The organism is Mogibacterium kristiansenii (assembly GCF_029224645.1).
Taxonomy (GTDB): domain Bacteria; phylum Bacillota; class Clostridia; order Peptostreptococcales; family Anaerovoracaceae; genus Mogibacterium_A; species Mogibacterium_A kristiansenii.
Window position 1 is genome coordinate 1 of sequence record NZ_JAQXUZ010000024.1, and the last position, 24,772, is coordinate 24,772.

Consider the following 24,772-nt stretch of genomic DNA (forward strand, 5'->3'; position numbering starts at 1 on the left):
TTACAAACTATCCTTCCGTATTCGCCATATTTGCACGGTATTTTCACTATTTACTCTAATTTTACCCCCCATACCAGAATTTACTTTTGCAAAGCTGAAAGTTTTTTGCTGAACTGGAACTTACTTTTTCAATTCACCATTGCTGTTCTCTTTTTGCTTCTCAATCAATTACATTTTCAATTTCCACCCAAAGAAGCTGATTCTAAATCCGCTGAATTGATTTGAAGCTCACCTTGCCATGATGTCTTTATGCTTAAAATAAGAATCCCGACGTCACACCATTCCACACGCACAAGCCGGTGAGAGAACAAAAAAAACATGGAGTCCATCGGGCTACAGCCGATTACACTCCATGCATTTACGTCACATTCATTCCCTTGTATCTCAACAATATCAAGGATTTATTGGCGGGAGTACGTGGGAATCGAACCCACCCATGACGCTCCTAACGCCACATAGCGGTTTTGAAGACCGTAAGGCACACCAGCACCTATCTACTCCCGTAACACAGCTATAGATTTTATCATTGTTAGGGCTATAACGCAATAGAAAAAACAAATTTGTTCTATCATTTTTTTCCGAGTAAGCTATCTTTGAGGAAGTATCATGTTTGACTTTTATTTCCTATTAATATAGTATGTATTTTGGTATGTTATGCGAAGGAGGACACTATGATTTATTTGGATAATGGTGCCACATCTTATCCGAAGCCGGATGTTGTGGGAGATGCAGTATACGATTATATAAAAAATGTTGGCAGCAATATCAACCGCGGCGGATACGCCAAGGCCTACTCCGCTGCCGGTGTTGTGCTGGAAACCCGAGAGATGATTAGCAAAATGATGAACGGTTACGGTTCCCGGTACACGATTTTCACGCCGGGCAACACCTATTCCCTGAATTTCCTGATTAAGGGACTTGCCCGGAAAGGCGATAAGATTCTGATTTCCGGCATGGAACACAACGCCGTGTACCGCCCGGCATATCAGCTGGAGCAGGAAGGCCTGATTGAAGTAGGCTATATGCCGTGCAATGAGCGCGGAGAATTGAAGCTGGAAGAAGCCCTGGCCATGATTGATGAGTCCGTTCGGGCAGTGGTGATGGTTCACGCATCCAACGTCAGCGGCACGCTGATGCCTATCCGGGAGGTGGGACAGCGCTGTCACGAGAAGAATGTTCTTTTCTTCGTAGATGCCGCCCAGACTGCAGGAAACGTGCCGATTGACATGAAAGCCTGCCACATCGACGGTCTCAGCCTGCCGGGACACAAATCCATGCTGGGACCTCAGGGCATCGGGGCCCTTCTCCTGAACCCGGCGATAACCGGAGAATTAACCCCGATTATTTCCGGAGGAACCGGAAGCCATTCCGATATGGCGGAGATGCCGGAGGAACTGCCGGACCGTTTCGAAAGCGGAACCATGAACCTGCCGGGTATTTTTGGACTGCACGCATCCGTCGGCTGGCTGGCGGAGCATCAGCAGGAGGTTCACGAACACGAGCAGAAACTGGTAAAAAGAATGCTGGACGGTATTCGGGATGTGGAGGGAATCCGCATTGCGGGTATGCCGACGGAGGAAGGCCGAGTCGCAGTGGTTTCCGTGGATTTTCTCAATGGCGATAACGGCATGATTGCCTTTCAGCTGGAGCAGGAATACGGCATCATGACCCGGGTGGGACTGCACTGTGCCCCACTGGCCCACAAATCCCTGGGCACCTTCCCGGAAGGAACCGTTCGATTCTCCATCGGACCGTTCAACACGGAGGAAGAAATCGACACGGCAATTGAAGCCATCCGCAAATATGCACAGGAATCCAACGAGTAATTTTAACTATTGAAAAAAACTATAGGAGTTAAATTGTCTATGAGTAACAACGAAAAAATGGCCTGCCCGATTCCGGGGATTCCTCAGAAGGTACGGCTGACAGAAATGACCAGCGCCGGCGGCTGAGGCGCTAAAGTAGGGCCGGGAGTCCTAAGCGATATTCTTTCCAATCTGCCGAAAATCAAAGATCCGAACGTAATGGTCGGATTCGACAGCAGTGACGATGCCTGCGTCTATCGGGTTTCCGATGACGTTGCACTGATTAACAGCATCGACTTCTTCCCGCCGATTGTAGACGACCCATATATGTTCGGTCAGATTGCAGCGGCAAACTCCCTCAGCGACATCTACGCCATGGGAGGTACTCCGAAGCTGGCCATGAACCTGCTCACCTTCCCGAACTGTCTTCCGATTGATGCGGTGGAAGCCATCCTCGCGGGAGGAAACGAGAAGGTCAACGAGTGCGGTGCCATGATTGTAGGGGGTCACAGCATCAACGACGACGAGCCGAAGTACGGCCTCAGCGTCACCGGTTTCGCCCATCCGGACGATATTCTCAGCAACAGCGCCGAGGAAGAAGACTATCTGGTAATCACCAAGAAAATCGGCATTGGCATTCTTACCTCTGCCGCAAAGGTGGATTTGCTCACGCCGGAAGAAGATGCGGAAATGAACCGCACCATGGCGGAGCTGAACAAGTACGGCTATGAAGGAATGCAGGGCGTAAAAGTAGATGGCTGCACGGACATCACCGGTTTCGGTCTGATCGGTCACGCCGCGGAGATGGCCAAAGCCGGAAACGTCACTTTGGAGCTCTATGCCGAACGCATTCCTATTTTTGACAGAGCTTTGGAATTCGCCGCCGACGGAATCCTTCCGGCAGGCGCCCACAACAACATGTCCTATCTGGAAAAAGACGTGATGGATTACACCATTCGGGTGCCTCAGGAACGCCTGGACTGCCTGTACGATCCGCAGACTTCCGGCGGTCTCCTCATTGCCTGCAAGAAGAACGAGTTGGAAAGGCTGCAGTATCAATTGGGGGAAAAGGGCTGCCAGAACGCCGTGATCGGACGTTTCAAGAAGCGCACCTCCCACGCCATCGAAATTCTCAACAAATAAATATATTCTATACGAAAAAAGGTGCGGCATAAGCCACACCTTTTTTTATATGGAAAACACATCAATGAGAAAAAACATACATTATTTCTTATTTCTCTTTCGACCACCTGCCGGCCGTCTCTCCAGAACGTACTGTTTAAAGGATTCCGCCACCGGAGACAGCGCCACGCTCTTCATGTTGATCATGTAGAAATCCCGGTTCGCATTGAAACCGTTGATATTCACCGCACGAATGCCCGGTGAACTCAGCTTCGCCACGGTTTGTTCCGACAGGATGGACACTCCCAATCCCGACTCCACGGAGCGAATAATCGCATCCAAATCGTTGAACATTGCCACCACTTCGAAACTGGTTCGATCGTAACCCTTTCGTATCACCGCATCCTCGAAGGATTTCTGCGTTGCGGAACCGTTTTCTCTCCAGATAAACGGCAGCCCCACAATTTCTTCAATATCCACTTCCTCTGAATCCGTGAACATGCCGTTCGGCACCACCAGTACCGAGCGGTCGGAGAACAATTTGTTGTATTCCAGATTCGGGTTGTTCCCCTTCTCCCCCACAAAACCAAGTTCGCCTCGGCGCTCGCAGATGTTGCCCGCTACAGTCGCACTATCGGACTGATCCACATAGAACATGGTCTTCGTATGTTCTTTGCGAAATCCCGCCAACATCTCCGGAAGAAAAGTAATTCCAGGAATGGATGAAGTCTGAAGTTCCAGAACCCCCTCCACCTTATCGCTATCCTTGTCCAGCGCATCAATCGCCTGTGCCCGGGTGTTCACCATTTCTACCGCATACTTGTAGAACTGACGCCCCTGGGGTGTCATTTCCACAATACGTCCCTTCCGATCCAGAAGTTTCGTCCCCAGCTCCTTCTCCAAGATGCTGATGTGCGTGCTAATAGTAGGCTGCGTAAAGAATGTCGCATCTGCAGCTCGGCTGAAACTCTTATACCGGACCACGTTTACAAAAGCTTCAATCTGTTTAAAATCCATATCATCCCTATTCTTTCTATCTATAACTCCATTGACTCCATTCTACTCAATTTCTTAGCGGATTTCAAGGAACATAAAAACAGGACCGAAACGGTAGTTTAATCCGGTCCTGTTTTTCTATAGATTTTTTCTATACATCTACATCTTTATCGCATAGATGTTTTTACTTTTCGGCATGCTTCACGACATAGCTCTTCATATCCGGCACATCGATTACATCGGTGTGGCAGATCGGCCGCTCAAAAATTCCCTGCAGCGGCACCGGTGCCTCCACCTGTGTCACCTTTTTCAGCTTCTGCATGCACTCTTCATCTGTCGGGCACTCTTCTTCACCCAGAGCCGCCAGAACCGCACGGGTGAACTTGTACGGAGATGCCGTGGAAAGAACCACGGTCTTATCCTTTGTCCATTCCTCGCCCCTATCCCGGCATTCCTCATAGGCTGCCCAAGCGATTGCCGTATGGGTATCCATCAGATAATGCTCCGCCCGGAACACATCGCCGATTGCCTTTGCTCCCCGCGCATCATCACACGCCACACCGCTGAATACCTCGTTGATTTTCTTCAATTCGTCTTCCGTAATCGTGTATTCGCCTTGTTTCGCCAGAAGATCCATGTAAATCTTCGTCCGCTCCACGCCGCACACGAAGCAGAGCAGACGCTCCAGGTTGCTGGATACCAGAATGTCCATGGATGGAGATGTGGTCTTGTGGAAGTCTCTCTTCCGGTTATAGTGACCGGTTTCCAGGAACTCCCGCAGCACATCGTTGCTGTTGGATGCACATACCAGGCGGCCCACCGGAAGGCCCATCTCCCGGGCAAAATATCCCGCCATAATATCACCGAAGTTTCCGGTAGGAACTACGAAGTTCACCTTGTCTCCGTCTTGAATCTCGCCCATGTCCAGAAGCTGGCGATATGCGGAGAAATAGTATACCACCTGCGGCACCAGCCGGCCGATGTTAATGGAGTTGGCACTGGACAGGGATACTCCGTCGCACGGCTTCGGAATCTCACGGAACAGCTTCTTCACCCCGCTCTGGGCATCGTCGAAGTTCCCGCGAACCGCCACGGCACAGGTATTCTTTCCGTCCTGCGTCACCATCTGAAGACGCTGGGTTTCCGACACGCCGCCTTCCGGGTAAAAAACAATAATCTTTGTGCCCGGAACGTCCGAGAATCCATGAAGTGCCGCACTGCCGGTGTCTCCGCTGGTAGCGGTGAGAATCAAAATTTCATCCTGAAAATCATTCATTCTCATGGATTCCACCATCAGATTCGGGAGTGCGGAAAGCGCCACATCCTTGAACGCACAAGTCGGACCGTGATACAGTTCCAGTACGAAAGCGTCCTCCACCTTTGCCAACGGAGTGATTTCTTCTGTCGAAAACTTTCCGGTGTAGCTTCTGGAAACAACCTTCTCAATCGTTTCATCATCAAAATCCGAGAAGAATTTTCCGAAAACAGTTTCGGCCATTCCCGGATAATCCTGCTGAATCACTTCGTGGTAATCCAGCTTCAAATCTTCCAGATTTTCCGGAATATACAGTCCTCCGTCCTCTGCCAATCCGTTGATGATGGCCTGAGAAGAAGTAATCGTATGCGTGTTGTCTCTTGTGCTTAAATATTTTATCATTATCTCATCCTTTTTATTGTAAAAATTATGTAATTATGATACATTATTTATGGTATGAAAACAAGTATGTTTGGTTAATTTTATGACATTTTACATAAAAATAACCTTTTTCACTGGATAATGAATGAAATGGAGATGCATATGAATATTGCAATTTTAGGTTTGGGAACCGTGGGGAGCGGTGCCTGTGAAGCGGTGAAATCTGCCATCGACCTGGAAGTGACTCGCATCCTGGTTCGCCGGCCGAAGCCGGAATATGCGGACCTGCAGACAGAAGATATCGACGATATTCTGAACGATCCGAATATCGATCTGGTAGCAGAATGTATCGGTGGCATCCATCCTGCATTGGAATACGTGCTGGGGGCCATGGAGCACGGAAAACACGTGGTTACCGCCAACAAAGCACTGGTCAGCGCTCACTTCGAAGAATTGGAAAACTGTGCCCGGAAGAACGGTGTTCAGTTCCGATTCACCCCTTCTGCCGGCGGCGGCATTCCGTGGCTGTACAATCTGCAGCGAGCCGGACGGTGCGACACCATTGAAGAAGTACACGGCATCGTGAACGGTACCTGCAACTACATTCTGGATCTCATGCATACCAAAGGATTGGATTTCGCGGAAGTTCTCCGGGACGCACAGGAGCTGGGCTATGCGGAGAGCGATCCCGGAGCGGATATCGAGGGCTGGGATACCCAGCGGAAATGTGTGATTTCTGCCAACCTTGCTTTTGGCACGGTCATCCCGGAGGATTCGGTACCGGTTCTGGGCATTCACCATATTCTGGCAGAGGACATCGCATTTTTCAATGAAAACGGCCTCACCTGCCGTCTTCTGATGAACGCGTCCCTTCAGGGCGATACAGTCAGCGCGTATGTCGAGCCAACCCTACTCACCTCCGCAGCGTTGGAATCCGGCGTTGGTACTAATTACAACATGGTTAGCCTTACCGGAAAGAACGTAGGTCCGCTCAGCTTCTACGGTCAGGGAGCGGGAAAGATGCCGACAGGCACCTCTCTGGTGCACGATATCATCGATATCAAAGACGGCATTTCATTCAGCCCGTCCGCTTCCACGGGACCGGCGCCATCGAAGGTGGACAACACCAAGACCAGTCATCCGTACTATTTCCGAATTGCGGCCGGCGCCTCTTTCCCTGAAGAGCCGATTGCTTCGGAACAGGTTCGAAATTCGTATCGTTATATCACAACGAAGCCGATGACCGTTTCGGACGCCCATGCACTGGCATCCCGATACGAAAATGCTTTTGTCGCCGGCTACAAGGAGTAAAAATATGCTGAAAGTTGCTAAATTCGGAGGATCCTCCCTCAGCGATTCCGCGCAGTTCGCCAAGGTGAAACACATCGTGGAATCCGATGATGCCCGCAAGGTGGTTGTGGTCTCCGCACCGGGAAGAAGAACCTCCGACGATAATAAAATCACGGATTTGCTGTATCTCTGCAAAGCCCACCTCAAATACGACGTGTCACCGGATCCAATCTTCGAGATGATTTCCGCCCGGTATCGGGAGATCCGCGATCAGCTGGGACTGACGCTGGACGTGGACTCCGAGCTTGCGGAAATCCGAAGCAAGATGACGAAAAACATGTCCGTGGACTATTTGGTTTCTCGAGGTGAATATCTGAACGCTAAGCTGATGGCGGAATATCTGGGATACCATTTCGTGGACTCTGCCGACTGGGTGGCCTTTGGATACGATGGAAAAGTGGATTACGAAAAAACCGAGCAGCAGCTCCAGGAAATATACAATGTATACAACCGGATCGTGGTTCCCGGCTTCTACGGTTCCCTTCCGAACGGCCAGATTCATACTTTTTCCCGAGGCGGATCTGACGTCACCGGCGCTTTTGCCGCCGCCTCTCTGGATGCGGACATCTACGAGAACTGGACGGACGTAACGGGAATTCTCATGGTGGACCCAAGAATCGTCTCTAATCCAAAGACTATTTCCCGGGTTACCTATGCGGAACTGCGGGAACTGTCCTATATGGGCGCAGCGGTTCTTCACGAGGATACAGTGGTGCCGGTTCGCCGGAAGGATATCCCGGTTAATATCCGGAACACCAACGATCCGGAAGCGGAGGGAACCATCATTCGGGAATCCTTTGAAGCGGACAATGCGGAGGAAACGTCCCGTTTTATTACCGGAATCACCGGCAAGAAGGACTTCTCTATCATCAGCCTACACAAGGCCAATATGAGCGATGCGGTGGGGGCTATCCGTCGCGTGCTGGAAGTTCTGGAACAGTATCGGATTCCGATTGCACAGATTCCAAGCGGTATCGACAGCTTTTCCCTGGTGGTCCCGACGGACAAGCTGGCACCGGTGAAATATGATTTGATTTCCGATATCAAGCGGAACTGTCAGATTACGGACATCAACGTGCAGGATGATATCAGCCTGATTGCCATTGTCGGACGCCAGATGGCGTACCGCACCGGCATTTCCGGCAAAATCTTCGGTGCTCTGGGTGCAAACCGGATTAATATCCGCACCATCGAGCAGAGTTCCGATGAGATTAACATTATGGTGGGCGTGTTCACGAAGGATTTTGAGAAGACCATTCAGGTTCTGTACGAAAGCTTTGCGAAATAAAGGAGAGGTTCAAATGAAAAAATACAATGTTGCGATTCTGGGTGCTACCGGCGCCGTAGGTATGGAAATGCTAAAGGTACTGCAGGAAAGGGATTTCCCGATTCAGGAGCTGCGCCTTCTGGCCAGCAGCCGCAGCGCCGGGAAAGTAATCGAGACGGAGAAATACGGCAGCGTCACCATTCAGGAAGCGAAGGATTCTGCTTTTGAAGGAATGAATATCGTGCTGGGTGCCGCCGAAAATGATATTTCCAAGAAATTTGTGGATGCCATCAAGGCGTCCGGTGCGGCTTACATCGATAATTCCAGCGCCTTCCGTATGGATCCGGAGGTCCCACTGGTGGTTCCGGAAATCAACCCGGAGGATGCGTTCACCCATAAGGGTGTCATCGCCAATCCGAACTGCTCCACCATCATCACGCTGGTGGCAATCAACGCCATCAACCGTCTGTCCCCGATTGAAGCGCTCTACGCTTCCACCTATCAGGCCGTAAGCGGTGCCGGCATCAAGGGACCGAAGGAAATGTATGAGCAGAGCCGCAATATTTTGGAGGGCAAGGACATCGAATGCAGCACTTTCCCGTACCAGATTGCGTATAACCTGCTTCCGCAGATTGGCGGATTCGGCGAGAACGGCTACACATCGGAAGAGATGAAGCTTCAGAACGAGGGCCGGAAAATTCTCCACCTGCCGGAGCTGAAGGTTTCCTGCACCTGCGTTCGGGTACCGGTAGAGCGTTCCCACTCCATTTCCGCAAACGTCATCACAAAGGACCGTCTGGAGCTGGAGGATGTTCGGAAGGCCATTTCCGAGGCGGCAGGCTGCAAGCTGAAGGACGATACAGAGAAAAACATCTATCCGATGCCGATTGAAACCAGCGATCAGGACCTGGTATACGTGGGCCGCATCCGCAGGGATCTGGTGTGCGAGAACGGCATCAACCTTTGGTGCTGCGGCGACCAAGTGCGTAAGGGTGCCGCAACCAACGCGGTTCAGATTGCGCAGCTGCTGATTTCCAGAGATTAAAATAATCCATCTCATAAAGTAAAGGGACCTGCCGCCGGGCAGGTCCTTTTGTATTTACGATGCTTCAATGCGTGTCCGGAAACGGGATTGACCCGCTCCCTCTAATCCTCCGGAACCGGATTTTCGTGGCGCTTGATTTTTCTTGTGGTGGTGCGAACGAAATCATCCTTTCGCACGAATACTGCACGAATGCGCTTGTACACCGCCATGCCCTGGTTCAATTCCTGAATGACCTTTTTGTACAAATCCTTCAGTTCTTCCCGATCCGGCTCGTACCCCAGCTTTGTCCGAACATATTCCATATTCGGCAAAATCTGCACGCCGACGATTTCCTCGCCATTGTTGTCGTACGGGAATACCATGGAATCCTCGATGTACGGGCTCTGATTGATGTATTCCTCAATCTCCTCCACATACACGTTCTCGCCGGTCTTAGTCACGATGATATTCTTCTTTCGGCCGGTGAGGTAGATCCAACCTTCATTGTCCATAAAGCCCAAGTCTCCGGTGTGGAGCCAGCCATCCTCTTCCAGAACCTCTGCGGTGGCTTCCGGCATGTTGTAATATCCCATCATCACGTTCGGACCGCGGAAAAGGATCTCGCCGATTCCGTTCTCATCCTTGTTGATAATCTTTACCTCGCCGGTTTTGACCGGAACGCCTACGGAGCCGGCTTTTCGATACCGTTCCTTCGGCGCGCTCATCGGCGTTCCGGAGATCAGCGGTGTGCACTCCGTCATGCCGAACCCCTGCAAAACCGTAATTCCCAGATCTTCAAAATTCCGATAAATGGTCGGAGACAACGCTGCCGCTCCGGTGATGACCAAGCGCAGCTTTCCGCCCAGCTCGTTCCGAATGCTCTTGAAAATCGTCCGGCTCAAGTTGATCCCCATCTTCCGGAGCTTCTTGTTCATGCCCATGATATTCTGGAATGTGTCCGCCTTGCCGCTCTTTTCAATGCCCTTCTGAATCCGGTCGTTAATCATTTCCAGCACTCTCGGAACTACGATGATGACCGTGTTCTGGGCTTCCTTCATGTTCTGGGTGATGTATTTCATGCCTTCACAGAATGCGGTGCTGGCGCCTCGGTAGAGGACCAGAAGCATACCCAGTGTGCATTCGTACGTATGGTGAATCGGAAGGATGGACAGGGTCTTGTCCGTCGTGGTGACATGCGCGATTCGGCATACGTCCATGATGTTCACCGTAATGTTTCGGTGGCTCAGCATCACTCCCTTTGGGGTTCCGGTGGTTCCGGAGGTAAAAAGAATTACCGCCAGGGCATCCGGGTCCACTTCGGCCTTCAGGTATTCGTCTTTCCCGCTTTTGAGAAGCTGATCGCCGTCTCGGAGCATTTCCCTCCAAGAGGTCACATTCACCTTCTTCTCCTCTTCCTGTTCAAACCAGCCTTCGTATTTCTCCAAATTCAAATTGGAATCGTCCGGCACTTCCTCTTCATCCAGCCGATCTCCGTAGAAATCCATCACCACCAGATTGCGGATGGACGGAAGCCCCTTCAGCTTGGAGCACTCCGCTTTGGTGCAAAAAATCGTATCGCACTCCGCCGTTCTCAGCAGGTTCTCGATTTCCGGGCCGGAAAGCTCCTTGTCAATCGGCACGATAATGCCGATTCCGTTCATGACCGCAAGGTAGGTGACAATCCATTCGTAGCATCCCTGCCCCATCACAGCGATTCTCTTTCCCTGCCATCCCATTTCCGTCATGCAAGTTCCCATGGCATTTACGTCATGCTGAAGAAGCCGGTAGGAAATCGGGCTGTATGGCTGGCCCTTTTTTCTTTTTACCCAAAATGCCGGGTTCTTCGCATACTTATCCGCACTTCCGGCCAACATATCCTTCAGTGTGACAATTTCACGGATATCAGTGTACCAATAATGATCAAATCTGTTTTCCATGTGTTCCCCCATCTTTATTCTCCTCTTCCAGCATCTTCTCAATTTCCAGGAATCGGCGAACCTTGCTGGTGCTGGTCTTAATCATCGGCTCATCCGTTACAAAGATTCGCTTGATGCGCTTGTACAGCGGCATGCGGTCGTTAATTTTCTCCACATCCTCGTGAATCCGCTTCTCAATTTCTTCTTTGCTCATACCGGCAAACTGTTCCGGATCGTAGACAATCTTCAGGGCGACCACCAGATCCCGATCGTCTCCGTTCTTTGGAAGTCCTACGACGATATTCTCCATCTGATACGGAAGTGTGGAGATTTCTGTCTCCAACTCTTCCGGAAAAACATTCTTTCCGTTCTTCAGTACGATAACGTTCTTCTTTCTTCCGCTCAGGAAGAGATATCCGGATTTGTCAATATATCCCAGGTCTCCGGTATGGAACCAGCCATCCCGAAGAACCGCTGCCGTGGCTTCCTCGTTGTCGTAGTAGCCGTGCATAATATTGTCGCCTTTGGCAATGACCTCACCGATTCCGTTTTCATCCGGATTGTCGATTCGGATTTCCACATTATCCAGCGGCACTCCCACGGAACCCGCTTTCCGCTTGTCCGGACGTTCTGCGGTAAGTACCGGTGCGGTTTCCGTTAAACCGTATCCTTGCACACAAAGCACACCGAAGTCATTGAAGCCCTGAATGACCTGCGGATCCGCCGCGGATGCACCCAAAACCACCATGCGCAGCTTTCCGCCCAGCGCATCCAGCACGCCGTGGAACACCTGACGCCGAATATCGATCTTCGCCTTATTCAGCAGACGGGTCACCTTGGAGAACCGACGAATCCGGCCGTCCAGGCCTTCTTTTTCCGCCGTCTTCATGATTTTCTTGTACATCTGTTCGATAATCAGCGGCACACCCACAAATACGGATACGCCGTATTCCTTCAGATTCTTCTGGATGTACTTCAGTCCGTCGCAGTACACCGTGCGAACACCGTTCGCCAGCATCACCCACTGACCGGTGGAGCCGAACATGTGGTGATACGGGAGCAGTGCGATATTGGTATCCGTCGTCTTGAACGGAATGATTCGAATCATGTTGGTCACATTGGAACAGATATTCCGCTGAGACAGCATAACGATCTTGGACTGAGACGTGGTTCCGGAAGTGAAAATCAACATGGATACCGCATCCGGATTGATCTGTACATGATCCACGGACACATCTCCCTCTCCAATCAGTTCCTTTCCCTCTTCCAGCAGCGTGGTGACCGTCTCCAGGTCCTCCGCTTCGTACATCGGGAATGCGAACTCAATGGATGTCTTTCCGGAAAGAATCGCTTCTTTGGTCTCCTTCTCCTGTTTCTTGTCGAAGAAAATTACCTTAGCCTTGCACCGCTCCAGGGACTGTTCGAACTCTCCATACTTCAATTCCTTATCCAGCGGTACGGTTACGCATCCGCTAATCTGCGCTGCCGCGTTCACCATGAACCAGTGATAGCTATTTTTGCCGGTAACGGCAATCCGCTCGCCGCTGAATCCCCTGGAAATAAAAGCGGTCGCCAGCGATTTCACTTCTTCGTAGAATCGAATAAAGCTGATGTCCGTATAACGGTCTTTCCCCTCCTTCAGGGTAAAAGCAGTTCCGCTTCCGAACTGCTCGACCGACCGTACTAACAATTCTTTAAAAGTCTCCATCTATCCTCCCATTGCTTTTTCAAATCTCTGTCTGTTGCAACAATTGCAATCACTAAATTATAGCACATTTTCTGCTGGGATACCCTCCTTTTTGTTCTTTTCCCCCTTCTCAAATCCCTTTTCTTCCGATTGAAAGACATGAGGAATTGTGGTAACATCTAGAAGTTGAAAGAATATTAGGAGGTGCAAGCGATGAACCGATTGGAACAGCTGAAACAGGCGGCGCAATATATCAGAGAACAGATTTCCGGAGATTTGCCGGACACGGGAATCATTCTGGGCAGCGGACTGGGAACCTACGCCGACTCTCTGGAGAATCCCGTTGAGATTCCATATCGAGATATCCCCGGCTTTGTCACTTCTACAGCCCCGAACCACAAAGGGGTTCTTTTTGCAGGACGCAAAGGCGGTCATTCCCTCCTGGTGATGTCCGGACGCTTTCACTATTATGAAGGATACTCCATGAAGGACGTCATTTTTCCGGTTCAGGTTATGGCACTGCTGGGAATTCGCCGCTTGATTATCACCAACGCTTCCGGTGCCATCAACCCGGATTTTCGCCCGGGTCATCTGATGCTGATTCGGGATCACGTGAATATGTCCGGTATGAATCCCCTTATTGGGCCGAACTTGGACGAATTGGGCGATCGTTTTCCGGATATGTCCGATGTATATAATCGGGATCTGCGAAAAAAAGTGCTGCGGGAAGCACAGGCTGACGGAATTGAATTATATGAAGGCGTGTATGCCATGATGAGCGGTCCGAGCTTCGAGACACCAGCGGAGATTCGTTTCCTCCATACCATCGGTTGCGATGCGGTGGGCATGTCCAGCGTTCCGGAAGCCATCGCGGCAAAACATGCCGGACTGGAAATCATCGCCATTTCTGCGCTGGCCAATGCGGCGGCGGGAATTTCACCGGTACCCCTCAGCGGCTCCGATGTGCTGGAGGCTTCTGCACAGATTGCGGATTCCTTCCGGACCGTCGTGGACATTGCCGTAAACGTTTAATGGACTGCTGTAAGATGTTGCTGCAAAAAATTATTTTTATAAAAGGAGATTTATATCATGAGTGAACCACTGACAAGAGAAAAAGCCAATGAGCTGTTGCACAAATATGTGAAGGCGGATCATTACATCGTGCACATGTATGCCGTGGAAGCCATCATGCGCGGGCTGGCAGAACGCCTGGCACCGGAAGATGTAGAATATTGGGGCATTGTGGGTCTGCTTCACGATCTGGACGAAGAGACTTGCGACTGGAAGAACGATATGTCCACTCACGGACCGGTTTCCGGAGACATTCTTCGGAAGGAAGGCTACGACGATCAAGTTCTGATTGATGCCATCTGCGCACACAATCCGGAATCCGGCGTAATCGCCCACACTACTTTGCAGTATGCCATTCTGGCGGCGGATCCGATGAGCGGATTCGTGAAAGCCGTTGCCCAGATTTATCCGGATAAAAAGCTGGCCAGCGTTAAACCAAAGTCCATCAAGAAGCGTTTCAACGAAACTCGTTTCGCAAAGGGTGCAAACCGTCAGTTCATGATGGCCATTGAAGAAACAGGCATCACCTTCGACGAGTTTATCCTCATCGCGATGGATTCCATGAAGAAGATTTCGGATGTTTTGGGCCTGTAAGTTATTTCCAAACGCAAATTATTATGAAAGGATTATTCAACCATGAACCAGTTTACATTCAGACCGCAGGGCGTTTGTTCCCAGCTTATCGAGATTGAAACCGAAGGAAACATCATTCAGGACGTTCGCTTTACCGGCGGATGCAACGGCAACCTCCAGGGAATCTCCGCACTTCTGAAAGGAATGACCGTGGAAAATGCCATTGACCGCCTCAGCGGCATTCGCTGCGGTTTCAAGGATACTTCATGTCCGGATCAGCTGTCCAGAGCATTGAAGGCTATGCAGGAACAGGCGTAAACGCGAAAAGAAAAGCTTGTACAACAAAATGGACTGCCGCATCGGCAGTCCATTTTGTTGTACTTAATCAACGATTTCAATGCTCTCCAGCTGACTCCGTACATCGGCACGGATTTCTTTGATAAACTCTTTCCGAAGTTCCTGCTGTTCGCTTTTTTCTTCGGCCGTCAGCGCTCGCTCTTTCGATAGTTTTGCCAGTTGGTTGATTCTATTGATTTTCTCTTTTTCCATAAAATTATTTCTCCAAAGAATTTCGTTGGCGAATCAATGCGTCATATCTGTTCTTCGCATTTTCAGAAGCCTCATCAAAGAGTCTTTCCGCTTTCTCCGGATCCGCCTGCTGTAACGATCTGTAACGTACTTCTCCCATCAGGAAGTCTTTATAGTCTACGGTTGGTTCCTTGCTGTCCACGGTCAGCGGATTCTTTTTCTCCGAAACGTTTGTTGGGTTGTAGCGGAACAGGTTCCAATATCCGGATTCCACGGCCTTCTTCATCTCCTGCATGGAATTCTTCATGCCGGTACGAATACCGTGGTTAATGCACGGGGAATATGCCACGATGATGGATGGGCCATCATACGCCTCTGCTTCCCGAATCGCGCGAATCGCCTGGTTCGGGTTCGCACCCATCGCAATCTGTGCCACGTATACATAACCGTACGCCATTGCCATCTGTGCCAGATTTTTCTTTCCGTTCTTCTTTCCGCCTGCGGCAAACTGTGCTACCGCACCTGTCGGAGTGGATTTGGATGCCTGTCCGCCGGTGTTGGAATATACCTCGGTATCGAATACCAGTACATTGATGTTTTCACCGGATGCCAGTGCGTGATCCAGACCGCCGTAACCGATATCATATGCCCAGCCGTCTCCGCCGAACATCCATACGGATGGTTTTACCAGTAAATCGGAATTCTCCCGTACATACGCCGCCTCCGGCAGTTCGCAGTCCGAAATTGCCTTCAGCAGGTTATCGCCGGTCACCTCCGACTCAATGCCGTCATTCATATGATTCATCCACGCTTCCGCGGCTTCCGCACACTCCGGATGTGCCGCCAGCTGAGCAACTTTACTGCAAAGCTCCTTGCGACGAGCCTGAACCGAAATTGCCATGCCCAGTCCGAATTCCGCATTGTCCTCAAAGAGGGAGTTGGACCACGCCGGACCTCTTCCGTTCTTATCAACGGTATACGGAGTGCTCGGTGCACTGCCGCCCCAGATGGAACTGCAGCCGGTGGCATTCGCTATAATCATGCGGTTGCCAAAGAGCTGTGTTACCAGCTTTGCATAAGGCGACTCACCGCATCCCGGGCACGCACCCGAGAATTCCAAATACGGCTTCCGGAAGCCCACTTCCTTAACGGATTTTGCCTCCGTCGCACCGATTTCCTGGCCCACATGCTTCTCCAGGTAATCGAAAACCTTCTGCTCCTCCTGGGATTCCGAAGACTCGAAGGAAACCATCTCCAGAGCCTTGTTCTTTGCCGGGCAGGATTCGACACAGGAACCACAGCCTGCACAGTCATAGGAAGAGATTGCCAGAGCGAATTTCCGGCCGTCTCCATCCTTTCCCTTCATTTCCAATGCAGCCGCACCGGACTTTGCCGCTTCATCCTCGGTAACCGCAAACGGACGGATTGCACCGTGCGGACACACGAAGGAACACATATTACACTGGAGGCAGTTTTCCGGAATCCACTTCGGAACGGAAATGGCCACGCCTCGCTTCTCAAATGCTGCCGTGCCGGAAGGAATCATTCCGTCGTTCGTCTTTACAAATCGAGACACCGGAATGGAATCTCCTTCCATTGCCGAGTCCGGAATCAATATCTCTTCGACGTACTGTTTCAGGTCCGGTCGATCTGTCTCTACGGACTTGTCGGCCGGTTCCTCAACCGCATTCTTCCACGCTTCCGGTACTTCTACCTGATGAACATGGGTAATTCCGGCATCCACCGCTTCGCAGTTCATGGCAACGATGTCTTCTCCCTTGCGGCCATAAGTCTTCCGAATCGCTTCCTTCATATATCCAACCGCTTTATCAATTGGAATGACTTCGGACAGCTTGAAGAAGGCCGCCTGCAGTACCGTGTTGGTTCTCCGAGCACCCAGGCCCAGTTTCACGGCGATATCCACCGCATCACAGGTGTAGAACCGAATATTGTTCTCTGCAATGTATCTCTTTGCCGATGCAGGAAGTACTGCATTCAATTCTTCATCACTCCAGCTGCAGTTCAGCAGGAAGGTTCCACCCGGATTGACATCCTGCACAATCTGATATTTATGCATGTAGGATGCATTATGGCAGGCAATAAAGTCTGCGTTGTTTACATAATAGGTGGAGCGAATCGGTTCATCGCCGAAACGCAGGTGGGAAATGGTAACACCGCCGGATTTCTTCGAGTCGTACTGGAAGTACGCCTGAACGTATTTGTCAGTGTTGTCTCCGATTATTTTTACGCTGTTTTTATTTGCGCCCACTGTTCCGTCGGCACCCAGTCCCCAGAACTTGCAGGAAATCGTGGATGGCGATGAAACCACCGGATTGCAGGTTCTCGGCAAGGACAGATGCGTCACATCGTCGGTGATGGAAATCGTAAATTCCATTTTCGGATTTGCGGCACCGAGATTGTCGTATACCGCAATAAGATCTCCCGGCTGAGTATCTTTGGATCCTAGTCCGTATCTGCCCCTCGAAACGGTAATTTCGCTGCGGGACTGTTCCTTCAGCGCACTTACCACATCCAAATACAGCGGTTCGCCCTGTGATCCCGGTTCTTTGGTTCGATCCAGCACGGCGATTCTCTGAACAGATACCGGGATTGCTGCGGACAGATACTTGGAAGAGAACGGACGGTACAGGTGTACTTTCACCAGACCCACCTTGCGTCCCTGCGCATTCAGATAATCCACGACTTCTTCTGCCGTTTCACAAACGGAACCCATTGCCACGATTACTTCGGTGGCGTCCGGCGCACCGTAATAATTGAACGGCTTGTAATCCGTTCCCGCTTCTTTGTTCACCTGTTCCATTACCGAAGCAACTGTTTCTACCGCATCCAGATATGCCTCATTTCTGGATTCGCTGTGCTGGAAGAATGTTTCCGGTTGCTCCGCAGAACCCATAAGGTGCGGATGATTCGGGTTCTGTGCTTTCTTTCGGAATGCCGCAACGGCATCCCAATCCAGCATCTTTCCCAGTGTATCGTAATCCCATACTTCAATTTTCTGCTGTTCATGACTGGTTCTGAAGCCATCAAAGAAGTGGAGTACCGGCAAGCTAGCCTTAATTGCCGCCAAATGCGCCACTGCCGCCAAATCCATTACTTCTTGCGGGCTGTTAGAGGCCAGCATGGTAAAACCGGTTTGTCTGGTGGCCATCACGTCCGAATGGTCTCCAAAAATAGACAAAGACTGCGTGGTGATAGCTCTTGCCGCTACATGAAAAACGCCCGGCAACCGTTCCGCCGCAATCTTATACATGTTCGGAATCATCAGGAGCAGACCCTGCGATGCGGTATAAGTAGATGTTAGCGATCCGGTAATTAACGAACCATGGACGGCACCGGCAGCGCCGCCTTCCGACTGCATTTCTACAATCTTTACTTCTTGGTCAAACAGATTCTTCCGGCCCTGGTTTGCCCAAGCATCTATGTTTTCGGCCATCACTGACGATGGTGTAATGGGGTATATTGCGGATACCTCGGAGAAAGCATATGCTACATGTGCAGCCGCAGTATTACCATCCATGGTTTTTAATATTCTTTTTTTACCCATCGTAAATACCCCCTTCAATTTTTTCAAAGCATTTACATAATAGCACGGAAGTTAGTACTTATCAATGAGTTGAGGTATTGATTTTGTGAATTACTTACAAAAATGCAATTCTTCATTTTCTATATAGTCGCATAATTTCCGTATAAAAACTAAATTCGACGGACGCTTCTGAAACAGCGCTCGCATGCCTTTCTCACTTCCCTCTCGGGTTTCCTCCCAAGTTTGTTTGATACAGCAGCGAATAGCCGATTCCACTACCGCTGCGGAAGTTCGATTTCTCTTGGCGATTTCCGGATAAATATCCTTCGTCACCGCATACTTTTCATCCTTATACTTTCGAATCAAAAAAATGCATTCGTAAATATAGGATGTACCGTTTCGAGAGTCCGGTATGTTGCATGTTTCCAAGAACGTGTGAATACTATCCATCACACGATTTCCCGTTTCCAATTCCATAATTCGGTCGTACGTTATAATCGGTGCATATTCCCGCATCATGGAGGGAAAATCCGATTCGTTTTGCAACGTGAACACAATGGTGGAATGTTGTGATTCCTTCAATGTCTTGTGGAGTTTCTCTAACCAATCCTTTTTCTTATCCAATGAATTATCTAACACAGAGCGATCATTCATAACAAATACTCCTGTCTACACCGTAATACTGCCTTTCATTTTCTCAAAAGTCGCATCCCCGATTCCCTTCACGTTTTTAATTTCTTCAATACTGTTGAACCTCGCACCGTTCCTGTACTCTACAATTCGTTGAGCAATTACAGTCCCGACGCCCGGTATCGATGTCAATTCCTCTGCAGAAGCCTGATTGATATTAATTTTTCCACTCGTATTGCCGACAGACGTTTCCGACGCATCTGCCCCCGCCTCATCCGAATTCTTATTCTCTCCTTTCTTCGGAATGATAATCTTTGCACCGTCTTCCACATAGGAAGCCTGATTAATTGCATCCAAATCCGCCTTTCCGGTTAATCCCCCGGCCTTGTCGATGAGAAACACCAGGCGGGTTTTCTTCTTTACCTTGTAAACCCCCGGTTTCTTCACCTCCCCACTGATATCCACATAGTATTCCTTCTCTGAAGTTTCCTCAGCGGAAACCTTGTCCGTTTCTTTCGCCGCGCCCAAATCAATTTCATTCGATGCATTCTGTCGGACACTAACTACAACAGTCAATATAACTATAATCAATATCAATAGAAATTTAAATACTATTTTGGAATTTTCTTCATATATTTTTCTAATAAAACTAATCATATCTCATCCTCCTTCTTTTTTTCCATCATAATTGAAAAAAGAAGAAAGCGCAAAGGTCTGAAAACTCCCGCAAAAGGTTTACGTTTCTCGTAGAATGAATTAAAAAACCGAAAAAACCGTTTAAAAACAGATTTTTTCCACAAAAAATAAAACCACAGAATTTACAAACCCTGTGGTTTTCGTTTTAGCTCAACATGCCGGCCGGGAGCCGCATTATGAGACTAATCGTCATAATATTCAAATTCGTAATCCTCGATTCGAACCGTATCCCCTTCCTGAAGACCCAGTTCCTTCAGCATATCGATTCCGCCCTTGTTCACAATATACCGATACAAGTACCGCATGGATCCCACATCGGTAAAGTTGGTAGAACGGAAAATCTTCAGCAACTGACCGCCGGTTAATTCGTAAGCGCCATCCTCTGCCACGAATGCTTCCAGCTTCTTGTAATCCGCATCGTATTCATCCTTTTCAAAGTCGAAGAGTTCGATTTCATCTTCTTCCGGAGGAATGTAATTCTCAATCCGATTTAATGTTTCATTGAGAAGCTCTTCCACGCCCTGGCGGGTCGCTGCGGAAATCGGGAAGACATCTCGACCTTCCTTTTCCATTAAATCCATAAATGCGTTCAGCGCTTCTTCATCCTCCACCAAATCAATCTTATTGGCAGCGATAATCTGCGGTTTCTTCAAGAGTGACGGATCGTACTGCTCCAGTTCCGCATTTATTTTCTTATAATCCTCGATTGGATTCCGACCTTCACTTCCGGAAACGTCGATGACATGAATCAGCATCTTAGTACGCTCTATATGCTTCAGAAAACGAATTCCCAAGCCAAAGCCCATATGAGCACCTTCAATGATGCCAGCGATATCCGCCATCACAAAGCTCTTGTCGTGAATGTTCACCACACCCAGATTCGGATCAATTGTGGTAAAATGATAATTCGCAATTTTCGGTTTTGCACTGGTAGCCACCGACAGAAGAGTGGATTTCCCCACATTCGGGAATCCCAAAAGTCCAACGTCGGCGATCAACTTCAGCTCCAGAATAACGGTACGTTCCTTTGCCAACGCTCCGGCTTCTGCAAAATTTGGTGCCTGACGTACAGAGTTCTTGAAATGCACGTTTCCCTTTCCGCCTTTGCCACCCTTTGCGGCAACCAGTCGATCTCCAGGATTCTTCATATCCTTCATCAGCAGCCCGGTTTCTTTGTCGATAATCAAAGTACCCACCGGAACGTGAATGATAAGATCCTGACCTTTCTTTCCGAAACGTTTCCGGCGCATTCCATCCTGACCGGATTCCGCCTTATACACACGCTTGTATTTGAAATCCATAAGGGTACGCAGGTTGTTATCCGCTTCAAAGATTACACTGCCGCCGTTACCGCCATCGCCGCCATCCGGGCCTCCTTCCGGCACAAATGGTTCCCGACGGAAGGTAACCGCTCCGTTTCCGCCCTTACCGGAAACGATATTAATTTCTGCTCTATCTACGAACATGTTTATCTCCCGTTTTACAAAAAAATATGGCCCTTTCCAAGAAAGGGCCATAAAAAACTAAGCTTCGTTGCTGTATACGCTAATCTTCTTTCTCTTCTTGTCAAATCTCTCGAATTTAACATTTCCGTCGATCTTAGCGAACAGAGTATCATCTCCACCGATACCAACGTTGTTGCCCGGGTGGAACTTGGTTCCTCTCTGTCTTACGAGAATGCTTCCTGCACTTACGTACTGACCAGCACCAATCTTCAGTCCAAGTCTTTTCGACTCAGAGTCACGGCCGTTCTTGGAACTACCTACTCCTTTTTTACTTGACATAATGACACCTCCTAAATTAAAGTCAATTTCTTATGCTTCAATTGCTTCCAGAATCTCTGCCTTAGTAGCTTTGCTGGATACTTCGATTCCCTTCTCGTTTGCGATTGCAAGAAGTTCCTCTTTCTTCATGGACATGCTTGGCTTTACATCGTCCTGTTTCTCAGCTGCAGCTGCCTTCTGACCACCGGATACGATATCGGTAACCTTAACCAGTGTGTATGGCTGTCTGTGGCCATTCTTCTTTCTGTAATCCTTCTTTGCCTTGTACTTGTAGATAATCACCTTGTCGTTCTTACCCTGCTCAACTACTTCAGCATGTACAGCAGTGCCCTCAACAAATGGAGTTCCTACTGTCAGGGTGTCACCACCTACAGCGATTACCTCATCAAAGGTAACGGTGTCGCCTGCTTCAGCATTGATCTTCTCGATCTTGAATACATCGTCCTTCTGAACTCTGTACTGCTTTCCGCCAGTTTTAATAATTGCATACATAATACTTTTCCTCCTCTATCCAGACTCGCCGGGAACGGGTGCGATTGCTTATAACCCTACCCGAGCGGCTAACCATTAAATAGTAGCACGATTTTCGCATTATGTCAATACAATTCTGCCATTATTTTCAAATTGAGGTGTTTCAAACACCCATGAACCGCCGTACGTCTAGTCCTCGATTACAACGCCGTCTTCGTCCACCTTAATGTCATCATCGATGGATTCCGGTTTGAACTGATCCATCACCTTCTTACGGATTTCTTCCAGCATCTCTTCATGACTCTGAAGATAATCCTTTACATTCTCTCTGCCTTGCCCGATACGTTCTCCGTTGTAACTGTACCAGGATCCGGCCTTATCCACAATCTTGGCCTCTACCGCCGTATCCAATACATCGCCGGCCAGAGAAATTCCGGTACCGTACATAATATCGAATTCCGATTTCTTAAACGGCGGAGCCACCTTGTTCTTTACAATCTTCACGCGAGTCCGGTTTCCCAGCATCTCATCCCCTCGCTTCAGCGTTTCAATCTTCCGCACGTCCAATCTCATGCTGGCATAGAATTTCAACGCCCGACCACCGGTGGTGGTCTCCGGATTTCCGAACATCACACCGATTTTCTCACGAAGCTGGTTGATGAAGATTACGCAGGTATTGGTCTTGTTCACGGTTCCGGCAATTTTTCGAAGTGCCTGAGACATGAGTCTGGCATGAAGTCCCACGTGGGAATCACCCATCTCACCCTGAATCTCCGCTTTCGGAACCAGTGCCGCTACCGAGTCGATGACAATCAAATCGATTGCTCCGCTTCGTGCCAGCATCTCACAGATTTCCAGCGCCTGTTCTCCGGTGTCCGGCTGAGATACCAGAAGTTCATCTACGTCTACCCCAAGATTCTTCGCATATACCGGGTCCAGCGCGTGCTCCGCATCGATGAATGCAGCCTTTCCGCCCGCTTTCTGCGCTTCTGCAATGGCATGTAAAGTCAATGTAGTCTTACCGGAAGATTCCGGTCCGTATATCTCAATGATTCTTCCCCGCGGATATCCGCCCACGCCGGTCGCCAAATCCAAACTGATAGATCCGGTGGAAATCACGTCTACCGATCCGGTGAGGCCTTCCTCTCCCAGCTTCATAATTGCGCCTTTTCCGTACTGTTTCTGAATCTGTTCCAGCGCCTGCTCCAATGCTTTCTCTTTATTCTCCGCTGCCGATGCGGTCGATTTTCCTGCCATGTTTCCTCCTGTATCGAACATTTGTTCTCGTTTATAATACCTGTTTCTCCGGTTTCTGTCAACCTCTTACGGGCTTCCTTTTATGATACCATTATACCCTCCTGCACTTTATGGGGTCAATTCTGCCGGGTTTAAGAAACGAGGCATTGGGTACTTTTTTCCGAAGAAAAAGTACTATTTTATTTCATCCAATATTTCGTTCACGACTTTCAGCATCATCAGTCGAAAATAGTTTCGATTCCATGCCCGGTCATTTCTTTTGGTGAACAGTTCCACCGCACCGACGGTATCGTCATAAGCATAGCCGATATACGCATTTCCGGCCTCCCGACCTTCGTCCGCTTCCGGGCCGGCATATCCGGTGATGGATACGGCGATATCGCTCCCTGCTTCCAGGCGGGCACCCTTGGCCATTTCAATGGCCACCTCCGAGCTTACCACCGTGTATTGATCGATTACTGTCGGATCCACACCCAGCATGGAAATTTTCGCTTCCTCATCGTAGGTGATATAGCCTCGGCTCAGGACCTTGGATGCACCCGGAACATCCGTAATGGATGCGGCAAATGCACCACCAGTACAGGATTCCGCGGAAGAAATGGTCAGTCCCTGCCTCTGCAGCTTATGCACTACGACCGATTTCAATTCCTCATCATCGTAACTGTAGATATACGATCCAATCAGATTATTCATCCGGGAAATCATATTTTCTACCGCCGCCTGCGCCTCTTCCATTGTATCTCGCTGAGAGGCTACACGGATGGTGCATTCCCCTTCCTTCGCATAGGTGGCGATGGTTGGATCCGTCTGATTGTCAATCAGTGGCATCAGGAGCGTCTCCAGATCCGATTCTCCAATTCCGATGGTTCGAATGACCCGGTAATAAATTTGCTTCTCCTTGAACTTACGCAGGAAATCCTTTCCGCTGTCTTCAAAGATCCACTTCAGTTCCCGAGGCGGTCCCGGATAACAGATGACCCATTTATCCCCTTTGTTCACAGCAAAGGCCGGAGCCGTACCGGCTTCATTTCGGAATATCACTGCATTCTCCGGTATGTACGCCTGCTGAACATTGTTGGGCGCCATTTCCCGATTTCGAATCGAAAAATATCTCTTTACCTCCGCCAGGCACTCCTCATTCAAGTACAGCGGCGCATCCATCACCCTCGCAACCGTTTCCTTCGTCATATCATCCTGGGTGGGACCCAGGCCACCGGTAACAATTACCAGATCCGTATCCGTCAGTGCCCGCTTCAGCGTATGCTCCAATCTGCCGTCGTTATCGCCTACCACAAAATGATACATTACATTGAAGCCCAGATGATTTAGATTCTCCGACAAATAGGCCGCGTTTGTATTAACAGTCTGTCCGAACAGCAACTCCGTTCCGACAGCGATAATCGATGTGTTCATTC

At 49.5% G+C, this 24,772-nt stretch carries 21 protein-coding genes, 1 tRNA gene and 1 pseudogene; 9 read left to right on the forward strand and 14 right to left on the reverse strand.

Annotated elements, in window-relative coordinates; translation table 11 throughout:
• Positions 1-225: hypothetical protein (locus PUE40_RS07315; protein WP_277672366.1), on the forward strand; the 225-nt coding region annotated here is incomplete at its 5' end.
• 180 nt (positions 226-405) lie between these two features.
• Here the strand turns inward: PUE40_RS07315 and PUE40_RS07320 are convergent.
• Positions 406-502: transfer RNA gene (locus tag PUE40_RS07320), tRNA-Sec, on the reverse strand.
• Between the two features lie 169 nt (positions 503-671).
• On the opposite strand from PUE40_RS07320, the gene PUE40_RS07325 reads away from it, so the two are divergent.
• The gene (locus PUE40_RS07325; RefSeq protein WP_277672367.1) at positions 672-1,826 is read left to right on the forward strand and encodes an aminotransferase class V-fold PLP-dependent enzyme; all 1,155 of its coding nucleotides are present in this window, start codon (positions 672-674) and stop codon (positions 1,824-1,826) included.
• Between the two features lie 105 nt (positions 1,827-1,931).
• Entirely contained in the window at positions 1,932-2,948 is a 1,017-nt protein-coding gene (gene selD / locus PUE40_RS07330) for a selenide, water dikinase SelD (protein ID WP_277672404.1), read from the forward strand.
• Between the two features lie 81 nt (positions 2,949-3,029).
• Here the strand turns inward: selD and PUE40_RS07335 are convergent, their stop codons facing one another.
• Together PUE40_RS07335 and thrC are read right to left on the reverse strand one after the other, a co-directional pair.
• Positions 3,030-3,944, reverse strand: a complete 915-nt coding sequence (locus PUE40_RS07335) for a selenium metabolism-associated LysR family transcriptional regulator (RefSeq protein WP_154554473.1) — start codon at positions 3,942-3,944, stop codon at positions 3,030-3,032.
• A gap of 163 nt (positions 3,945-4,107) precedes the next feature.
• Positions 4,108-5,580, reverse strand: coding sequence for a threonine synthase (gene thrC, locus PUE40_RS07340; protein WP_277672368.1), 1,473 nt, complete (start codon positions 5,578-5,580; stop codon positions 4,108-4,110).
• A gap of 141 nt (positions 5,581-5,721) precedes the next feature.
• On the opposite strand from thrC, the gene PUE40_RS07345 reads away from it, so the two are divergent.
• Genes PUE40_RS07345 through PUE40_RS07355 form a run of 3 tightly spaced genes read left to right on the forward strand, consistent with a single transcriptional unit; the run spans position 5,722 to position 9,221 of the window.
• Positions 5,722-6,870 carry a homoserine dehydrogenase gene (locus PUE40_RS07345; RefSeq protein ID WP_277672369.1) on the forward strand — a complete coding sequence of 383 codons (1,149 nt, stop codon included), beginning with the start codon at positions 5,722-5,724 and terminating at the stop codon, positions 6,868-6,870.
• A gap of 4 nt (positions 6,871-6,874) precedes the next feature.
• The gene (locus PUE40_RS07350; RefSeq protein ID WP_154554470.1) at positions 6,875-8,197 is read left to right on the forward strand and encodes an aspartate kinase; all 1,323 of its coding nucleotides are present in this window, start codon (positions 6,875-6,877) and stop codon (positions 8,195-8,197) included.
• A gap of 13 nt (positions 8,198-8,210) precedes the next feature.
• Complete coding sequence (locus PUE40_RS07355; protein ID WP_154554469.1) at positions 8,211-9,221, forward strand: aspartate-semialdehyde dehydrogenase; 1,011 nt, start codon at positions 8,211-8,213, stop codon at positions 9,219-9,221.
• A gap of 101 nt (positions 9,222-9,322) precedes the next feature.
• On the opposite strand, the gene PUE40_RS07360 is transcribed toward PUE40_RS07355, so the two are convergent.
• Both PUE40_RS07360 and PUE40_RS07365 read right to left on the reverse strand, forming a co-directional pair.
• Positions 9,323-11,137 carry an AMP-dependent synthetase/ligase gene (locus PUE40_RS07360; protein ID WP_277672370.1) on the reverse strand — a complete coding sequence of 605 codons (1,815 nt, stop codon included), beginning with the start codon at positions 11,135-11,137 and terminating at the stop codon, positions 9,323-9,325.
• On the reverse strand, positions 11,121-12,824 hold the full coding sequence (locus tag PUE40_RS07365; protein ID WP_154554467.1) for an AMP-dependent synthetase/ligase: 1,704 nt from the start codon (positions 12,822-12,824) through the stop codon (positions 11,121-11,123). The genes PUE40_RS07360 and PUE40_RS07365 overlap by 17 nt, the downstream gene beginning before the upstream one ends.
• 192 nt (positions 12,825-13,016) lie before the next feature.
• Here PUE40_RS07365 and PUE40_RS07370 point away from each other — a divergent pair, with 192 nt between their 5' ends.
• The 3 genes from PUE40_RS07370 to PUE40_RS07380 are packed head-to-tail and all read left to right on the forward strand — an operon-like array spanning position 13,017 to position 14,765.
• The gene (locus tag PUE40_RS07370) at positions 13,017-13,835 is read left to right on the forward strand and encodes a purine-nucleoside phosphorylase (RefSeq protein ID WP_154554466.1); all 819 of its coding nucleotides are present in this window, start codon (positions 13,017-13,019) and stop codon (positions 13,833-13,835) included.
• 57 nt (positions 13,836-13,892) lie between these two features.
• Positions 13,893-14,468 carry an HD domain-containing protein gene (locus tag PUE40_RS07375; protein ID WP_154554465.1) on the forward strand — a complete coding sequence of 192 codons (576 nt, stop codon included), beginning with the start codon at positions 13,893-13,895 and terminating at the stop codon, positions 14,466-14,468.
• 42 nt (positions 14,469-14,510) lie between these two features.
• Positions 14,511-14,765 (forward strand): TIGR03905 family TSCPD domain-containing protein, encoded by a 255-nt coding sequence (locus PUE40_RS07380; RefSeq protein ID WP_154554464.1) that lies wholly within the window; start codon positions 14,511-14,513, stop codon positions 14,763-14,765.
• 63 nt (positions 14,766-14,828) lie between these two features.
• Here PUE40_RS07380 and PUE40_RS07385 read toward each other — a convergent pair whose 3' ends face one another.
• The 9 genes and pseudogenes from PUE40_RS07385 to PUE40_RS07425 form a co-directional block, all read right to left on the reverse strand.
• Positions 14,829-14,996 carry a DUF896 domain-containing protein gene (locus PUE40_RS07385; RefSeq protein ID WP_154554463.1) on the reverse strand — a complete coding sequence of 56 codons (168 nt, stop codon included), beginning with the start codon at positions 14,994-14,996 and terminating at the stop codon, positions 14,829-14,831.
• Positions 14,997-15,000: 4 nt separating this feature from the next.
• A complete protein-coding gene (gene nifJ / locus PUE40_RS07390) occupies positions 15,001-18,540 on the reverse strand; it encodes a pyruvate:ferredoxin (flavodoxin) oxidoreductase (protein WP_277672371.1) in 3,540 nt (1,179 codons plus the stop codon).
• A 90-nt stretch (positions 18,541-18,630) separates the two neighbouring features.
• A complete protein-coding gene (locus tag PUE40_RS07395; RefSeq protein WP_277672372.1) occupies positions 18,631-19,173 on the reverse strand; it encodes a sporulation initiation factor Spo0A C-terminal domain-containing protein in 543 nt (180 codons plus the stop codon).
• 15 nt (positions 19,174-19,188) lie between these two features.
• Positions 19,189-19,806 carry a helix-hairpin-helix domain-containing protein gene (locus tag PUE40_RS07400; protein ID WP_154554461.1) on the reverse strand — a complete coding sequence of 206 codons (618 nt, stop codon included), beginning with the start codon at positions 19,804-19,806 and terminating at the stop codon, positions 19,189-19,191.
• A 221-nt stretch (positions 19,807-20,027) separates the two neighbouring features.
• On the reverse strand, positions 20,028-21,311 hold the full coding sequence (obgE, locus tag PUE40_RS07405; protein ID WP_277672373.1) for a GTPase ObgE: 1,284 nt from the start codon (positions 21,309-21,311) through the stop codon (positions 20,028-20,030).
• Positions 21,312-21,368: 57 nt separating this feature from the next.
• Positions 21,369-21,629, reverse strand: a complete 261-nt coding sequence (gene rpmA, locus PUE40_RS07410; RefSeq protein WP_154554459.1) for a 50S ribosomal protein L27 — start codon at positions 21,627-21,629, stop codon at positions 21,369-21,371.
• Between the two features lie 192 nt (positions 21,630-21,821).
• Positions 21,822-22,121 (reverse strand): annotated as a pseudogene (gene rplU, locus PUE40_RS07415) (50S ribosomal protein L21); the annotation flags it as partial.
• A 168-nt stretch (positions 22,122-22,289) separates the two neighbouring features.
• A complete protein-coding gene (gene recA, locus PUE40_RS07420; RefSeq protein WP_277672374.1) occupies positions 22,290-23,357 on the reverse strand; it encodes a recombinase RecA in 1,068 nt (355 codons plus the stop codon).
• 174 nt (positions 23,358-23,531) lie between these two features.
• Positions 23,532-24,770: a competence/damage-inducible protein A gene (locus tag PUE40_RS07425; protein WP_154554456.1), complete on the reverse strand. Its 1,239-nt coding sequence runs from the start codon at positions 24,768-24,770 to the stop codon at positions 23,532-23,534.
• Positions 24,771-24,772 lie beyond the last annotated feature (2 nt).

Coding starts and splice junctions, on each gene's coding strand:
- PUE40_RS07325 (WP_277672367.1), top strand. CDS start 672: ATGATTTATTTGGATAATGGTGCCACATCTTATCCGAAGCCGGATGTT.
- PUE40_RS07335 (WP_154554473.1), bottom strand. CDS start 3,944: ATGGATTTTAAACAGATTGAAGCTTTTGTAAACGTGGTCCGGTATAAG.
- thrC (WP_277672368.1), bottom strand. CDS start 5,580: ATGATAAAATATTTAAGCACAAGAGACAACACGCATACGATTACTTCT.
- PUE40_RS07345 (WP_277672369.1), top strand. CDS start 5,722: ATGAATATTGCAATTTTAGGTTTGGGAACCGTGGGGAGCGGTGCCTGT.
- PUE40_RS07350 (WP_154554470.1), top strand. CDS start 6,875: ATGCTGAAAGTTGCTAAATTCGGAGGATCCTCCCTCAGCGATTCCGCG.
- PUE40_RS07355 (WP_154554469.1), top strand. CDS start 8,211: ATGAAAAAATACAATGTTGCGATTCTGGGTGCTACCGGCGCCGTAGGT.
- PUE40_RS07360 (WP_277672370.1), bottom strand. CDS start 11,137: ATGGAAAACAGATTTGATCATTATTGGTACACTGATATCCGTGAAATT.
- PUE40_RS07365 (WP_154554467.1), bottom strand. CDS start 12,824: ATGGAGACTTTTAAAGAATTGTTAGTACGGTCGGTCGAGCAGTTCGGA.
- PUE40_RS07370 (WP_154554466.1), top strand. CDS start 13,017: ATGAACCGATTGGAACAGCTGAAACAGGCGGCGCAATATATCAGAGAA.
- PUE40_RS07375 (WP_154554465.1), top strand. CDS start 13,893: ATGAGTGAACCACTGACAAGAGAAAAAGCCAATGAGCTGTTGCACAAA.
- PUE40_RS07380 (WP_154554464.1), top strand. CDS start 14,511: ATGAACCAGTTTACATTCAGACCGCAGGGCGTTTGTTCCCAGCTTATC.
- PUE40_RS07385 (WP_154554463.1), bottom strand. CDS start 14,996: ATGGAAAAAGAGAAAATCAATAGAATCAACCAACTGGCAAAACTATCG.
- nifJ (WP_277672371.1), bottom strand. CDS start 18,540: ATGGGTAAAAAAAGAATATTAAAAACCATGGATGGTAATACTGCGGCT.
- PUE40_RS07395 (WP_277672372.1), bottom strand. CDS start 19,173: ATGAATGATCGCTCTGTGTTAGATAATTCATTGGATAAGAAAAAGGAT.
- PUE40_RS07400 (WP_154554461.1), bottom strand. CDS start 19,806: ATGATTAGTTTTATTAGAAAAATATATGAAGAAAATTCCAAAATAGTA.
- obgE (WP_277672373.1), bottom strand. CDS start 21,311: ATGTTCGTAGATAGAGCAGAAATTAATATCGTTTCCGGTAAGGGCGGA.
- rpmA (WP_154554459.1), bottom strand. CDS start 21,629: ATGTCAAGTAAAAAAGGAGTAGGTAGTTCCAAGAACGGCCGTGACTCT.
- recA (WP_277672374.1), bottom strand. CDS start 23,357: ATGGCAGGAAAATCGACCGCATCGGCAGCGGAGAATAAAGAGAAAGCA.
- PUE40_RS07425 (WP_154554456.1), bottom strand. CDS start 24,770: ATGAACACATCGATTATCGCTGTCGGAACGGAGTTGCTGTTCGGACAG.